At 43.7% G+C, this 14,877-nt stretch carries 16 protein-coding genes; 15 read left to right on the top strand and 1 reads right to left on the bottom strand.

Annotation, left to right across the window (positions count from 1 at the left end; all coding sequences use genetic code 11):
- The first annotated feature begins 24 nt into the window (after positions 1 to 24).
- From murD to MAHAU_RS07885, 15 genes are all read left to right on the top strand, one after another.
- Positions 25 to 1,383, top strand: coding sequence for a UDP-N-acetylmuramoyl-L-alanine--D-glutamate ligase (murD, locus tag MAHAU_RS07955; protein WP_013781209.1), 1,359 nt, complete (start codon positions 25 to 27; stop codon positions 1,381 to 1,383).
- A 5-nt stretch (positions 1,384 to 1,388) separates the two neighbouring features.
- A complete protein-coding gene (gene spoVE, locus MAHAU_RS07950; protein WP_013781208.1) occupies positions 1,389 to 2,498 on the top strand; it encodes a stage V sporulation protein E in 1,110 nt (369 codons plus the stop codon).
- A gap of 15 nt (positions 2,499 to 2,513) precedes the next feature.
- A complete protein-coding gene (murG, locus tag MAHAU_RS07945; RefSeq protein WP_013781207.1) occupies positions 2,514 to 3,644 on the top strand; it encodes an undecaprenyldiphospho-muramoylpentapeptide beta-N-acetylglucosaminyltransferase in 1,131 nt (376 codons plus the stop codon).
- Positions 3,645 to 3,722: 78 nt separating this feature from the next.
- The gene (gene murA, locus MAHAU_RS07940; protein ID WP_013781206.1) at positions 3,723 to 4,973 is read left to right on the top strand and encodes a UDP-N-acetylglucosamine 1-carboxyvinyltransferase; all 1,251 of its coding nucleotides are present in this window, start codon (positions 3,723 to 3,725) and stop codon (positions 4,971 to 4,973) included.
- A 16-nt stretch (positions 4,974 to 4,989) separates the two neighbouring features.
- Complete coding sequence (locus MAHAU_RS07935; RefSeq protein WP_041643978.1) at positions 4,990 to 5,775, top strand: cell division protein FtsQ/DivIB; 786 nt, start codon at positions 4,990 to 4,992, stop codon at positions 5,773 to 5,775.
- A gap of 23 nt (positions 5,776 to 5,798) precedes the next feature.
- Complete coding sequence (locus tag MAHAU_RS07930) at positions 5,799 to 6,491, top strand: DUF881 domain-containing protein (RefSeq protein WP_013781204.1); 693 nt, start codon at positions 5,799 to 5,801, stop codon at positions 6,489 to 6,491.
- 13 nt (positions 6,492 to 6,504) lie between these two features.
- A complete protein-coding gene (locus tag MAHAU_RS07925; RefSeq protein ID WP_041643974.1) occupies positions 6,505 to 7,230 on the top strand; it encodes a DUF881 domain-containing protein in 726 nt (241 codons plus the stop codon).
- Positions 7,231 to 7,246: 16 nt separating this feature from the next.
- On the top strand, positions 7,247 to 7,603 hold the full coding sequence (locus MAHAU_RS07920; RefSeq protein ID WP_013781202.1) for a small basic family protein: 357 nt from the start codon (positions 7,247 to 7,249) through the stop codon (positions 7,601 to 7,603).
- Positions 7,604 to 7,618: 15 nt separating this feature from the next.
- Positions 7,619 to 8,857 carry a cell division protein FtsA gene (ftsA, locus tag MAHAU_RS07915; protein ID WP_013781201.1) on the top strand — a complete coding sequence of 413 codons (1,239 nt, stop codon included), beginning with the start codon at positions 7,619 to 7,621 and terminating at the stop codon, positions 8,855 to 8,857.
- Between the two features lie 31 nt (positions 8,858 to 8,888).
- Entirely contained in the window at positions 8,889 to 9,971 is a 1,083-nt protein-coding gene (gene ftsZ, locus MAHAU_RS07910) for a cell division protein FtsZ (protein WP_013781200.1), read from the top strand.
- Positions 9,972 to 10,041: 70 nt separating this feature from the next.
- Complete coding sequence (locus MAHAU_RS07905; protein WP_013781199.1) at positions 10,042 to 10,776, top strand: N-acetylmuramoyl-L-alanine amidase family protein; 735 nt, start codon at positions 10,042 to 10,044, stop codon at positions 10,774 to 10,776.
- A 168-nt stretch (positions 10,777 to 10,944) separates the two neighbouring features.
- Positions 10,945 to 11,838 (top strand): sigma-E processing peptidase SpoIIGA, encoded by an 894-nt coding sequence (gene spoIIGA / locus MAHAU_RS07900; protein ID WP_013781198.1) that lies wholly within the window; start codon positions 10,945 to 10,947, stop codon positions 11,836 to 11,838.
- A 14-nt stretch (positions 11,839 to 11,852) separates the two neighbouring features.
- Entirely contained in the window at positions 11,853 to 12,572 is a 720-nt protein-coding gene (gene sigE, locus MAHAU_RS07895) for an RNA polymerase sporulation sigma factor SigE (protein ID WP_013781197.1), read from the top strand.
- An 87-nt stretch (positions 12,573 to 12,659) separates the two neighbouring features.
- Entirely contained in the window at positions 12,660 to 13,433 is a 774-nt protein-coding gene (sigG, locus tag MAHAU_RS07890) for an RNA polymerase sporulation sigma factor SigG (RefSeq protein WP_013781196.1), read from the top strand.
- Between the two features lie 80 nt (positions 13,434 to 13,513).
- A complete protein-coding gene (locus MAHAU_RS07885) occupies positions 13,514 to 13,762 on the top strand; it encodes a YlmC/YmxH family sporulation protein (protein ID WP_013781195.1) in 249 nt (82 codons plus the stop codon).
- Positions 13,763 to 13,779: 17 nt separating this feature from the next.
- Here the strand turns inward: MAHAU_RS07885 and MAHAU_RS07880 are convergent, their stop codons facing one another.
- On the bottom strand, positions 13,780 to 14,817 hold the full coding sequence (locus MAHAU_RS07880; RefSeq protein WP_013781194.1) for a hypothetical protein: 1,038 nt from the start codon (positions 14,815 to 14,817) through the stop codon (positions 13,780 to 13,782).
- Positions 14,818 to 14,877: the final 60 nt, after the last annotated feature.

Here is a 14,877-nt window from a genome sequence, read left to right as displayed (position 1 = left end):
ATGTTTATATAGGAGTAGTGGATAATGGAGTTGAAGGATAAACGTATATTGATAATAGGTATGGCTTTGAGTGGTATAGCGGCTGCTAAAGTATTATACCGCCATGGTGCTCATATAATATTAAATGACATAAAAGAACAATGTGAACTCGGCGATGCTTTGAACCAACTGGAAGGCATAAAGGCCGAATACGCTTTCGGAGCAGAACCGGATGAACTGCTGGAAAGATGTGATATGGCAATAGTCAGTCCGGGCGTGCCATTTGATAAACCATTTGTAAAAAAAGCCCGCTCATTGGGTATAGAATTGATTGGTGAAGTGGAACTGGCTTACAGGTTATCCAACGTGCCTATAGCGGCTATTACCGGTACTAATGGGAAGACTACTACCACTGCATTGACCGGCCATATATTCAAACTGGCAGGTGTGAATACATTTGTATGCGGAAATATCGGTATGCCCATGATATCGGCCATAGAGCAGTATGGGCCGGGTGACGTGGTTGTAGCCGAGATAAGCAGCTTTCAGCTGGAAAGCATAAGGTATTTCAAGCCACATGTAAGCGCTATATTGAATATAACGGAGGATCATTTAAACCGTCACGGCACATTTGATAACTATATCGCGATCAAAAGTCGGATTTTCATGAATCAGGGACCGGACGATTACGTAGTGCTCAATATGGACAATGAACCGTGTCGGCAACTGATAGAATTACCAAATGCTCATGTCCTGCCTTTCAGCCGCAAGCAGGAGCTGGACGAAGGCGCTATGGTAAAAGATAATTATATAATATGCAGGCTTAATAGCAGAGAGGATAAAATATGCCGGGTCAATGACATAAAAATACCGGGCAAGCACAATTTGGAGAATGCTTTGGCATCGGCTGCCATTGCTTATGCTATGGGGATAGGGCCTGATGTTATAGCGCAAGGTTTGCGTACATTTGAAGGTGTGGAGCACCGCATAGAGTTTGTCGATGAAATAGACGGCGTGCGGTTTATAAATGATTCTAAAGGCACCAATCCCGATGCTGCCGTTAAAGCCATAGAAGCGGTAGACGGTCCTATAATACTAATAGCTGGTGGTATGGATAAACATGCCGATTTCACCGGCTTTATAGAGGCATTTGACAGTAAAGTCAAGGCGTTGGTGTTGCTGGGCGAGACGGCCGATCAAATAGCTTCTGCGGCCCGACGTATGGGATTTGACAACATATACAAAGTACACTCTTTGCAAGAGGCTGTAGAGCAGGCATGGCATTTATCATCAGCAGGTGATTGCATTTTACTATCGCCGGCTTGCGCCAGTTGGGATATGTTTGATAATTTCGAACAACGCGGGATGGTATTCAAAGAGGCAGTCAGAAAATTGAGGAGGTAGGCGCATTGCCTAAAAAAGCTTGTGATTATCCTATATTATTTTCGGTATTATTGCTTGTAAGTATAGGCATAGTAATGGTATTCAGCGCCAGTTATAACTACGCTGTCGATACTTACAACGACGGATATTATTTTTTCAAACGCCAGTTAATGTGGGCGGTCCTGGGTTTTGCGGCCATGGTATTTATGATGAATTATGATTATCATAAGCTAGAGCGTTGGGCCAATGCTTTGCTTGTGTTGAGTATATTGCTGCTGCTCGCGGTTTTCATACCGGGGGTAGGTGCTACCATAAATGAGGCCACACGATGGATAAAATTAGGGCCTATAACTATACAGCCCGCTGAGATAGCCAAAATCGCTATGGTTATATATATGGCGCGAAGCATGTCTAAAAAAAATGATGCTATGAAAACTTTCAGCAAAGGCGTTATTCCATATCTAATCATAGCGGGTATATTTTTTATTATAATAGTAATGCAGCCTAATCTTAGTACAGCTCTGACTATGGTAATGCTGTGCTTTGTTATGATGTTCGCAGCCGGGGCCAGGATAGGTCACCTCACGTCGCTGCTTGGCATCGGTGCCGGTGCGGCGGCCTACATAATTTCATCCGGTGTTATAGCGGATACGTATTGGTATAAACGCATAATGATTTTCAGGGATCCATTTCAGGATACCAGCGATACCGGATTCCAATTGGTGCAATCGCTTTACGCTCTGGGCTCGGGTGGCCTATGGGGTGTAGGTTTGGGCAACAGTAGACAGAAACAATTTTATTTGCCTATGCCCCAGAATGACTTCATATTTGCCATAATATGTGAAGAATTAGGCTTTATAGGCGGTGTGGCGATACTTTTTATCTTTATGTTTTTGATATGGCGCGGTTTGCGCGTGGCTATAACGGCAAAAGATAGTTTTGGGCGTCTGCTGGCCACAGGTATAATATCGATAGTGGCGGTGCAGGTTATCATGAATGTGGCGGTGGTCACGTCGTCTATGCCACCGACCGGTGTGCCTATGCCGTTTATAAGCGCCGGCGGTTCATCGCTTAGCATATCTATGGCCAGCATGGGAATATTGCTTAATATATCCAAACATTGCGAGATCGAGTGACGGAGGTTTGATAGATTGAGGGTTTTAATTGCCGGCGGAGGCACCGGCGGGCATATATATCCGGCGATTGCCATCGCCAAAGCTATAATACGGCATAAGCCAGAAACCGAAATATTATTCATAGGCACAAAGAAGGGTTTAGAAAGCCAGCTCGTGCCTAAAGAAGGCTTTAAACTGGAAACCATAACGGTAAGTGGATTTAATAGGAAACTATCATTTGGCATATTTAAAACACTGGCTGATCTTCAACGGGGTTTAAAAGAGTCTCGCGGTATAATAGACCGATTTGAGCCTGATGTTGTTGTAGGCACAGGCGGTTATGTATGCGGGCCAGTATTATTTATAGCGTCGTTGAAACATATACCTACTATTATACACGAACAAAACGTTATGCCCGGCGCCACTAACCGCATACTAAGCCATTTTGTAGATAAAATAGCTATAAGTTTCGATCAGTCGGCCCAATACTTCAACGTGCCCACAGGCAAAGTAGAGATTACCGGCAATCCCGTGCGGCGTGAGATAATAGATGCTAAGCCTCAGCCTTCACGCAAATCACTGGGGTTTTCTGCCGATAAGCCTGTGATAGCTATTATAGGCGGAAGCCGCGGGGCAGAGCGTATAAATCAGATGGCCGTTGGCTTAATAGACTGGGTGATAAAGCGGCGAAAGCCGTATCAAGTACTGCTATCTACAGGTAATGCGCAATATGAAGCGGTGCTGAATGGTATAAAAAGCAAAAACATTGATTTGGCGGCAAACCGCCATATAAAGGTATTGCCGTATATATACGATATGGGAGAAGCCCTGGCTGCTGCCGACCTTGTAGTATCGCGAGCAGGTGCCATAGCTCTGGCTGAGATAACCGCCAGGGGATTGCCTTCTATATTGATACCATCGCCCAATGTAGTCAACAACCATCAAGAGTATAACGCCAGGATGTTGGAGAAAGAAGGAGCGGCACTGGTTATGCTGGAGCAAGACGTTACTCCGGAGGCTTTTATAAGGACTGTAGGACAATTGCTTGAGGATAAAGAGAGATTAAAAAATATGGCCGATAACAGCAGGGCTCTAGGCATAACCGATGCCGATGAGAGGATATACGACATGGTCAACCGCCTCGTGTCATCCAAGCATTTACCGTAACTGCTATTGTAACACCTCAGCGAGTGCTGCATATTATGGATATGTAAACTATAAGCATCTTTTGCGGAGGTGTTGGCTGTGTCTATGATGAGGATAGCAGGCGGCAGTTGCCTAAAGGGTAAAGTTAAAGTAGGCGGTTCAAAAAATGCCGCACTTCCTATACTGGCGGCAGCGTTGTTAAACGGCGGTGTAAGCGTAATAGAGAATTGCCCGTATCTGGCCGATGTGGTAGCCATGATTGAAATATTGCAATATATAGGATGTAAAGTAGAATACGATGATCATTGCGCGATAATTGATTCCGGCGGTTTAAATGACTGGATACTTCCGGACAAGTTATTCAAGGAGCTCAGATCATCTATAGTCTTGCTCGGTCCGATGCTGGCGCGTATGGGAAAAGCTAGGTTTACATACCCCGGGGGATGCGATATAGGCAAACGCCCTATAGATCTCCATCTAAAAGGATTGAAAATGTTAGGGGCTCATATAGATGAGAGGGATGGACATCTTATATGCTCGGCCGATAAATTGGTCGGCAACCATATAATACTTGGGTATCCGAGCGTAGGGGCTACCGAGAATATAATGCTGGCGGCGGTTATGGCACAGGGCAAAACCATTATAACCAACGCCGCACGTGAACCTGAAATATGGGACTTGCAATGTTTCATAAACAAAATGGGCGGCAAAGTGTCGGGTGCAGGCACCAGCATTATCACTATAGAAGGCGTGGATAGGTTGCATGCAGTGCATCACAGCATAATACCCGATAGAATAGTAGCCGGGACATATATGGCCGCATCCGCCATTACAGGCGGGGATGTAGTGCTCGATAATATAAATGCCGGACATATGGTAGCTATAATAGACAAATATAAGGATATGGGATGTGATATATTATCGGATGGCGATTCATTGCGTGTAAAAGGTCCTCACCGCATATGCCCGGTAGACATAACCACGTTGCCGTATCCCGGTTTTCCGACAGATATGCAGGCTATAACCATGGCAGTGCTGACTAAGGCAGACGGTATAAGCAGAATAGTGGAGACGGTATTCGAGAACAGGTTCAGGCATGTAAATGATCTGATAGCCATGGGAGCTGATATAATGCTATGCGATAAAACCGCTATTATAAAAGGGGTGCAGGAGCTAAAAGGTGCTGAAGTTAAGGCCAAAGATCTGCGCGGTGGAGCGGCCCTTATAATAGCTGCTTTGGCGGCACGTGGTGTTACTTTGATAGACGACATATATTTTGTGAATCGCGGCTATGAGGGCATGTGCGATGTTTTAAATAATTTAGGCGCTGATGTGTCTATTGTTTCATAGAGGTGTGGTTAAACGTATGATAAATTACGATTTTAATAAACGGATTGCCGATAAGTCGTTAGATATAATAAAAAGAAGAAGGAATATTTTTTTATCTATATTGATGCTTTTTTTATTAGCAATACTGTTCCTTCTTATCCTCACCACCGATATTTTTGATATAAGGGAAATAACTGTTTCCGGGAATGAGAAATTGTCGTATAATAATATTGTTGATTTAAGCGGCGTTATAATTGGGCAGAATATATTTGAAGTGGACAAGCGGCAGGTAGAGAGAAGCTTGGAAGCCAATCCGTACATAGTAGTCGATAGTATAAAGCGTCGATTACCGGCCGAATTGGTAATAAATATAACCGAACGGCAGGAGGCTTTAATGATCGAGGTTGCAGATGGGTATGCGTTAGTAGATCAGGAGGGCGTATACCTGCAACATGTGGAGAGAAAGGGACAGTGGATGCTTCCTATAGTTATCGGTATGGGTGATATGGTATTCGATATAGGAGATAATATAAGCAGTGGCTCCAATAAGGGTAAAGCGCTGGTTAAACTATATGCTGCCTTAAAAGAATGGGGCATGTTATCCAATATTACCCATATAGATATCCAGAGCGAATATGATATAATAGTTATGACCGATTGGGGTATGCAGATAAGGATGGGTGACAGCCAAGATCTGGATACTAAAATGGCATGGATACAAGCGGCGTTAAAGGACCTGGCGGATAAAGGCCAAACCAAACCGGAAGGTGTTCTGGATGTGGCATATGCCAGTCAGGCTATATATACGCCTTACTATAAATAAACTGTATGAAAGGTGAAGGACTATTGAATAGAAAAAGCGGCCAGTTGGCGATAATGTTTGTAAGTATGATATTAGGCATAATGCTGGCAGCGCAGTTTAAAAATGTGCAGAGGGTAGGCGGCAGTACATCGATACAGCGAGCGGAAGAATTGACCGCGCGCGTGCAGAAGCTGACTCAGGAAAATGAGGACTTACAGGAACAAATACGGCAATTTCAGCAACGCATACGAGAATATGAGCAATCGGCTCAGAATACCGGCCAATTGGCTCAGACGGTGGAAAATGAATTGCAGCAGACGCGTATGCTAGCCGGTTTGACCGATGTGGAAGGACCTGGTCTTATCATAACCGTAGATGAGGATATTCCAATGGCTATACAATACGATAATTTGCTTACAATAGTGAACGAATTAAATGCTGCGGGAGCTGAAGCGATAGCTATAAATGAGGAAAGAATCATAGCTACCACTGAGATACGTAATGCGGGCAATCATATAAATATAAATACCACGCCTTACTCCCCTCCGTATGTGTTTAAGGTTATAGGCGATGCGGAAAATCTTGAAAAGGCTCTTACATTGCGCGGCGGTGTTGTAGATATGCTGAGTACCTATAATATAACTGTAAGAATACAGAAAACCGATAAGGTCATGGTACCTAAGTATGCCGGTGCTATAAAATTCAAATATGCTAAGCCTGTACCACCTAAGGAATAATGGTGATGTAGGTATGCAAAAAACGATGCAACAACTGCTCATGGCATTTTTTCTGGCTATAGCGGCGTTTCTGGCTATGCTGCAGTTTAAATCTGCGAGCGACGTAAACAATTCGTCTATTTCATCATCGCTGGAGAGGATAGCGAATTTGCAACAGCAGGTAACCCAATTGGAACAGCGAAAACAAGAATTGGTGGAAGAATTAAAGGGTTACCAGGCGCGTATGGCCGAGCTGGAAAAACAGGGTGGTGAGGATAGTGCCTATGTAAAGCATTTGACACAGCAATTGAATGACGCGCGTATATTAGCAGGGCTTACCGAGTTGGAGGGCCCGGGTGTACAGGTTGTATTAAATGACAGTGACAGAGAGATGATAGAAGGCAGCAATGTAAACGCTTATCTTGTGCATGAACAGGATCTGCTTGATATAGTCAATGATCTTAAGGCTGCTGGAGCAGAGGCTGTGGCACTGAACGGACAGAGGCTTTTAGCCAATACGCAGATAAAATGTGGAGGGCCTACTATAATAACCGCTACTGAGCGTTTCGTACCGCCGTTTATTATAGACGCGATAGGGGATCCGGCGACATTGGAGGCTATACTTATACAACCTGGAGGCATATATGATATACTGAAATATTGGGGTATACAGATAAACGTGAAGAAGATGGATAAGATAACCGTGCCGGGTTATTACGGTCCGGTAAACTTTAGATATGCAAAACCGGTTGAACGGTGAAAGAGGGTGATAGATTATGTGGCTGCCTATATTAGGGCTTATATTGGGATTAGCGTTAGGCTATATATTGCCCGTTAATATTCCTACGGCTTATGCGCCTTATGTGTCTATAGCAGTATTAGCCGCTTTAGACTCGGTGTTCGGTGGGGTCAGGGCATGGCTGGAGAAAAAGTTCGATATAGAGGTTTTTGTTTCTGGTTTCTTCGGCAATGCTATATTGGCTGCGGTGCTGGCATATATAGGAGATAGGTTGGATATACCTATTTATCTGGCTGCTATATTTGCGTTTGGAACCAGATTATTCCAGAATTTCGCAATCATAAGGCGTTATATACTTAAGAGCATCAGTGGTAAAGACAAAATAGAGGATTGAGGGGGTTAGCTATAAATGGGAGAGGTTATAGCTGCTTTAGACATAGGCTCGTCTAAGGTAGCAGCAATAATAGGAGAAATAAACGTAAAAGACAAGAATCTGGAGATAATAGGGGTAGGCGAAAGCCCGTGCAGCGGCTTAAAAAAAGGCGTGGTGGTGGATATAGACGATACGGCTCGATCGATAATATCGGCTATAAACCAAGCTGAGAATATGGCCGATATAAATATAAATTCGGTATTCGCAGCGATACCGGGCGGACATGTTTCGCTTATAAAAAATAAGGGCATTATAGCTGTTTCCAACGCCGACCGTGAGATAAGGCAGGCTGATGTGGAGAGGGTGCTTCAAGCCACTAAGGTTATGGCGGTGCCGCCCGGTAAGGAAATAATGGATATACTGCCTATGCAATATGTCGTTGATGGATACGATATGATAAAAGATCCCGTCGGAATGGTAGGCGTAAGATTGGAGGTAGAAGCTAATATTGCATTGGGTACTACCACATCGATTCAAAATCTGATAAAATGTATAGAAAGAGCTGGATTGAATATTTCGGCGGTGATTCTGGAACCATTGGCGTCAGCATCGGTGGTATTGTCCGATGATGAGAAAGAACTTGGAGTAGCGTTGATAGATGTAGGCGCCGGGGTAACCGATATTTCTATATTTATAGACGATAATCTCGCTTACACCGCTATGATACCTGTTGGAGGGGCGCATATAACCAATGATCTCTCCATAGGCTTTAGATTGCCATTTTCTGAAGCTGAAAATATAAAAAAGAAATATGGTCAGGCGATGGTATCGTGGATTGAAGAAGACAGTGCTATTACGATAAATAAGATGGGCGACGGGGTGCCCGCCAATATAAGTCAAAAGGAAATAGCGTACATAGTGGAAGCTAGGGTGCAGGAAATGTTTAATCTGATCAAAAATGAATTAGAACGCTCAGGTTATATTGATAAGATACCTGCGGGCATAGTCTTGACCGGAGGAGGATTATCGTTGCTTAAAGGCGCAAAGGAATTAGGCCGCCAAATATTGGACATGCCGATAAGGATCGGCGCACCGGATTTTATAGGTGTATCCAGCCCGACATTTTCAGTGGGTGTAGGCTTAATAAAATATGCATCTAATAATAAGAAATATGCTTCTAAGACGGCGGGTTCCACCGTGCGCAAGCATGAGCAACATTTTGATGTATCCTCTGTATGGGGTAAAGTAAAAACGTTTTTCAGCGATTTCTTTTGAAGATAAAAAATGACTAGGGGGAACATATGATATGTTTGAATTCGATATTGAAGAAGAACATGGGGCTCAGATAAAGGTTATAGGCGTAGGCGGCGGAGGGAATAATGCCGTTAACAGGATGATAGAATTCGGCGTCAAAGGCGTTGAATTTATATCTATCAATACAGACAAACAGGCATTGTATATGTCTCAGGCCAATCAGAAGATTCAGATAGGCGAAAAAATTACCAAAGGGCTTGGGGCTGGCGCTAATCCAGATATAGGCCAGAAAGCTGCCGAGGAGAGCCGAGATGAGATAGCCCAATCGGTTAAAGGAGCCGATATGGTATTCGTAACGGCCGGTATGGGCGGCGGTACCGGCACAGGTGCCGCACCGGTAGTGGCTCAGGTAACCAAAGAGATGGGAATATTGACGGTAGGCGTTGTTACCAAGCCGTTTGCCTTTGAAGGTCGCCAGCGTATGATAAATGCTGAAAAAGGCCTGGCAGAACTCAAGGGCTATGTCGATACGCTCGTAGTTATACCGAACGACCGATTACTGCAGGTAGCCGAAAAGAAAACGTCCATGCTGGATGCGTTCAAGATAGCTGATGATATATTGCGTCAAGGCGTACAAGGCATATCCGACCTTATAGCGGTGCCTGGTTTGGTCAACCTGGACTTTGCCGATGTCAAGACCATAATGCGAGAGAAGGGGCTGGCCCATATGGGCATAGGCCGCGGTACAGGTGAGAATCGCGCCGTGGAGGCTGCGCGCCAGGCTATACAGAGCCCGCTTTTGGAGACCACTATAGAAGGTGCTAAAGGTGTATTGTTGAATATAACCGGGTCCAAAAACCTCGGCTTGTTCGAGGTCAATGAAGCGGCCGAATTAGTAGCCGAGGCTGCCGACGAGGAGGCCAATATCATATTCGGAGCGGTCATAGATGACAGCCTGCAGGACGAAGTGCGCATCACCGTTATAGCTACCGGCTTTGAAAAGGCCGAAAGGAAAGCGGCTGAGCCTTCCAGGGATAAAAATAAGGCTGCAACTAAAGAAGCCGCCGCAGGTATAAGCATCGATTACGACGAGCTTGACATACCAGCCTTTTTAAGGCGCAGCAGAAATAGATAATATAACATATATAACATTGTGCTTTTTGAATACATACTATGCATAAGAACGAAAAAGAAGGAGAGGGCTTATGCATATATGTATTGATCCGGGACACGGAGGCTCCGATAGATATAATAGGGGGCCTACCGGCTATATAGAGGCTGACGGCGTATTGGATATAGCGCTGCGTCTTAGCTACAAATTGCAGCAGGCAGGCATAAAAGTTACAATGACCAGAGATACCGATAAAACAGTGACGCCTGTGCAGCGTATAGCTATAGCCAATAAATCCGGCGCCGACGCATTGATATCCATTCATACAAACGCGGCTACCAACCCTCAAGCCAATGGTGTGGAGGCTTTTTATTCGCTGTTTACCACTACCGGAAACAAATTGGCATCCTATTTGGTCAATCAAATATCGTTGGATCTAAAATTGCGCAATCGCGGTATAAAGACCAGAAAAGCCAGCAATGGCAGGGACTATTATTATATTATACGCGAGACGTCCATGCCGGCTGTCATAATAGAGTGCGCCTTCCATACCAATGTGAGGGAGGAGGCATTATTAAAGCAAGCCGATTTCAGACAACAATTAGCTGATTCCATCGCCAAGGCCGTATTTAAATATTTTGGCATAAACGAATCGCAACAACCCATACGCCCAGGTGTAAAGGTATATTATAATGGCCGTGATATTACCGCACAGGTACAGCCACAAGTAGCGAATAATATAGCTAAAGCATCGATTGAGCCGCTGGTCACCATTTTGGGCCATAAATACAAGTATGTATCCTCAGCCAATCGCATAGACATTTCATAATGAAGTGGCAGGTTGCCTGCCACTTCATGCCATATAAAATTTCATTTGAGCACTACATTTCTACATTTTTTTGTTCTTACCTATTGTATAATCATAAAAGTTGGTACAAGCGAATATAATTTTTTAAAGGACAATGCTTGTATATGAGGTCGTCTTGGGGGAGATCTTATGACCATATATGTAGATTTATTGTTTTTCGATAATTTTATTATGAACTTTATAATCCTATGGATTGTCGATCGCCTGAGCGGTTGTAATGCCAATCCATGGAGGTTGGCGGCAGCAGCCGCTATAGGGGCGCTTTATGTTATAGGAAGCTTTTGGCCGACGCTTTACTTTTTGAATAATATATCATTCAAATTAGTATTATCGGCTATGATGATATTATTGGGCTTTCATATAGAGCGGTGGAGGGATTTTTTAAGATTGAGCGCCGTCTTCTATATGGTAACCTTTTTGTTTGGGGGTGTGGCTTTCGGAATATTATATTTTACCAATCAAAATTTTATGCTGGCCAACGGAGGATTTTATATACACGGGTACCCTGTCGTTACTATGATAATAGCCGCTGTATTCGCTTATATAATAACAGGATATTGTTGGAGATATATGCGGGCGCGTTTGGATAGAAAGCGTTTGATGATGTCTGCGGAGGTAGCGCTTGACGGCAAGGTTGTCAAAGCCAATGCCATGCTTGACACTGGCAACGTGCTCCATGACCCGATATCCAACTATCCGGTGGTGATAGCTGAGCTTTCATGTATAAAAGAATTATTACCCGACGCTCTGGCATCGATTATACAAGCAGGCAACGAGGCGGATATAGGAGCGATAATGGAAGCCTTGAACGAATCGCCGTGTATGCTCCGTTTTAGGTTGATACCGTTTAACTCCATCGGACAATCAAATGGCATGATGGTTGGTTTCAGACCGGATTATATAAAAGTCTTTACGCCTGAGCAAACTATAGAATCCAAAGAAATCATCATAGGAATATGCAACAGCAGGCTTTCGCAGGACGATGCCTATACTATGCTGTTAAACCCAGGTTTAATAATCTAGAAGGAGAGGGTATTATGAATATACGTTTGATTAAACTATGGCTGTCGCGTTTTTTGACGAGGGTAGGCTTGCAGCAAGACCAGTATGTATTTTATATCAACAACAACGAGGCTTTACCGCCCCCATTGTCGGCTGATGAAGAGCAAGATATAATGAAGAGGCTCAGCGACGGGGACGAGAGCGTTAAAAGCATTCTCATAGAGCGAAATCTGCGTTTGGTAGTATACATAGCCAGGCGCTTTGAGAATACCGGCATACCTGTTGAGGACCTTATATCGATAGGTACTATAGGCCTTATAAAAGCCGTCAATACCTTTGACCCAGATAAAAAGATAAAACTTGCCACATATGCCTCGCGGTGCATAGAAAATGAGATACTTATGTATTTGCGCAGAAACTGCCGGTTCAATAAAACTGAGGTATCCATAGATGAACCGCTGAATACCGATTGGGACGGCAACGAGCTGTTGCTGTCCGACGTGCTGGGCACGGAGGTAGACCTCGTTTATAACATCATAGAGGATGAGGTGGATAAGCAATTGCTCAACATAGCTCTCAACAAGCTATCCTCACGCGAGCAAAGGATTATGCAACTTAGATTCGGTTTGGACGATGGTGTGGAAAAAACTCAAAAAGAGGTGGCGGACATGTTGGGTATATCGCAATCGTATATATCCAGATTGGAAAAGCGGATCATAAAAAGATTGAAAAAAGAAATAGTTCATATGATATAATACTGGTATCATTTCTCAGTATAAAAAAACCATATGCCGGTTATAATGAAATCTAGGCTAACGTAAGTTTATTGTGGAGGAAGGCATATGGTAATAAATAAGGTCGAGATATGTGGCGTAAATACATCTAAATTACCGGTCCTTACCGATAAGCAGATGAAAGATCTGCTTAAACGCATAAAAGAAGGGGATAAAGCCGCCAGAGAGGAATTCATAAGGGGTAATTTGAGGCTGGTGCTAAGCATTATCCAAAGATTTAACAATCGCGGCGAACATGTGGACGATTTATTTCAGGTTGGCTGCATAGGTCTGATCAAGGCCATAGATAATTTTGATCTCGGTCAAAATGTGAAATTCTCAACCTATGCCGTACCGATGATCATAGGTGAAATAAGGCGCTATTTGAGGGATAATAATTCTATCAGGGTGAGTCGTTCGCTTAGAGATACAGCATACAAAGCGTTACAGGTAAGGGAACAGCTCGTGGCCCAAAATGGCAAAGAGCCAACGGTGGAAGAAATAGCAAAAGCTATGGAGCTGCCTGCTGAAGAAGTGGTATTTGCCATGGACGCTATACAAGACCCCATATCTCTATTTGAGCCGGTATATCATGACGGCGGGGATGCCATATATGTTATGGATCAGGTGAGCGATGATAAAAATCAGGATGATAACTGGCTGGAAACCATAGCATTGAAGGAGGCCATGCAGAAGCTCAGCGAAAGGGAAAAGACCATATTGGCCATGCGTTTCTTTCAAGGAAGGACTCAGATGGAGGTAGCCGAGGAGATAGGGATATCTCAGGCACAGGTTTCCAGGCTGGAGAAATCCGCATTGAGTCATATGAGAAAATACATTTAAAAAGTGCGCCACACGGTGCACTTTTTTATTTACTCCAGCATATAATGAAAGAGAATACTATGCTATGGAGATGATCTTATATGGATAAATCTTCTGATATTCGTCAGAAAGAAGTAGTAAACGTGTTGGATGGCAAGAGACTGGGACCTATTGTGGATATGGAATTTGATCTGGAGGCCGGTCGCATAACAGCCATAATAGTGCCGGGCAACAATAAATTCAATGTTTTCGGCAAGAGCAAAGAATACATAATACCGTGGGAGAAGATAAAGAAAATAGGCCAGGACGTTATATTGGTAGAATTCAACGAAGGCATAGAGCGGCAGTAAATATGTCAATGGGCCTTTTATACAACCATATCGATTTGCTGAACTATGCCGGAGGTCCCGTCTTCTTTAAGCATGATTCCCGTGCTCTTGATTTTCCCATGTAGGTTATTGGAAGAATCTTTTAGCGCGAACGGGAGATCTAAGTTGCCCAGATATATAGCGCCGATACCTTTTTGCCCCAGAGCGGTAAGAATATGATGCCCGTCGCTGTCGATTTCCCATATCCTTAATTTATCGAAAACATCATCGTTTTCATCGATCCAGCCATTAGCATCATCATCGAATTGAGTAAGCTCCTGAAAACCGTCGCCGGTTGTGGGACCAAAGAGCTCGCGGCCGTCGTCGATGATGCCGTTTCCGTTTATGTCTCTAGCCAAAAAGCCGCTTCCTTTCATTAACTGATGCAATTGGTCGGTAGTTCCATCGGCATCGATATCAAATACGAAATTCTTTTGGCCGAGTTGTGCTCCAAGGCCATCGAAATTAATTACTAAGGGATCTTTTGCAGCATCCCCTGCTCTTATATTTATCGCTCTTTCACTATAGAAACTTCTGTTCATATTGACATTTATGTTTATATTAATTTTCATTCCGTCTTTGGTAGTGACAACGCCACTGGCGTTAAATGATAATTGTTCATTTTCGGAGTACGTTTCTTTGTAATCGTAGATAAAACTCCATCCAACCGTATTTGTCGTTTGCGACGCACCGTCGGATGTCGCGGATTGTATATCGTTACTATTGCCGCCTTTACTTCCGCGAATTTCCAGCATACGAAATTTGATCCTTTTCCCGGTTAACAGATAAATCAGTTTTTCTAGTAACTGTATTTTCTGTTTATCTTCAGGGGTTAGTTCGAACGATACGGTATTGCTGGTGCCAGCCTTTTCAGAAGCCGTATGATTAGAGATGTGGATCATGTCCGACGGTTGACGCAAAATTTCCGTGCGGTCCGACGGCCTGCTAAATCGAAAGCTCATGCTTTCGTAGCGTGTTGAAACCTTGTTTTCATAATGGCGTCCGCTTAAAGTTATGAGCGAATTATCTATTTTCATACACAATCACTCCCAATATGACTTTATATTATATATCGGCATAAATGTTACTTTTGGTTA

Source organism: Mahella australiensis 50-1 BON, from assembly GCF_000213255.1.
Taxonomy (GTDB): domain Bacteria; phylum Bacillota; class Clostridia; order Mahellales; family Mahellaceae; genus Mahella; species Mahella australiensis.
Note: the sequence above shows the minus strand (reverse complement) of the source record. Positions and strands in the feature narration are given on the sequence as shown.

What these genes read in the sequence shown, in the direction of transcription:
- murD (WP_013781209.1), top strand. Translation starts at nt 25, where the DNA reads ATGGAGTTGAAGGATAAACGTATATTGATAATAGGTATGGCTTTGAGT.
- MAHAU_RS07935 (WP_041643978.1), top strand. Translation starts at nt 4,990, where the DNA reads ATGATAAATTACGATTTTAATAAACGGATTGCCGATAAGTCGTTAGAT.
- MAHAU_RS07925 (WP_041643974.1), top strand. Translation starts at nt 6,505, where the DNA reads ATGCAAAAAACGATGCAACAACTGCTCATGGCATTTTTTCTGGCTATA.
- MAHAU_RS07920 (WP_013781202.1), top strand. Translation starts at nt 7,247, where the DNA reads ATGTGGCTGCCTATATTAGGGCTTATATTGGGATTAGCGTTAGGCTAT.
- ftsA (WP_013781201.1), top strand. Translation starts at nt 7,619, where the DNA reads ATGGGAGAGGTTATAGCTGCTTTAGACATAGGCTCGTCTAAGGTAGCA.
- ftsZ (WP_013781200.1), top strand. Translation starts at nt 8,889, where the DNA reads ATGTTTGAATTCGATATTGAAGAAGAACATGGGGCTCAGATAAAGGTT.
- MAHAU_RS07905 (WP_013781199.1), top strand. Translation starts at nt 10,042, where the DNA reads ATGCATATATGTATTGATCCGGGACACGGAGGCTCCGATAGATATAAT.
- spoIIGA (WP_013781198.1), top strand. Translation starts at nt 10,945, where the DNA reads ATGACCATATATGTAGATTTATTGTTTTTCGATAATTTTATTATGAAC.
- sigE (WP_013781197.1), top strand. Translation starts at nt 11,853, where the DNA reads ATGAATATACGTTTGATTAAACTATGGCTGTCGCGTTTTTTGACGAGG.
- sigG (WP_013781196.1), top strand. Translation starts at nt 12,660, where the DNA reads ATGGTAATAAATAAGGTCGAGATATGTGGCGTAAATACATCTAAATTA.
- MAHAU_RS07885 (WP_013781195.1), top strand. Translation starts at nt 13,514, where the DNA reads ATGGATAAATCTTCTGATATTCGTCAGAAAGAAGTAGTAAACGTGTTG.
- MAHAU_RS07880 (WP_013781194.1), bottom strand. Translation starts at nt 14,817, where the DNA reads ATGAAAATAGATAATTCGCTCATAACTTTAAGCGGACGCCATTATGAA.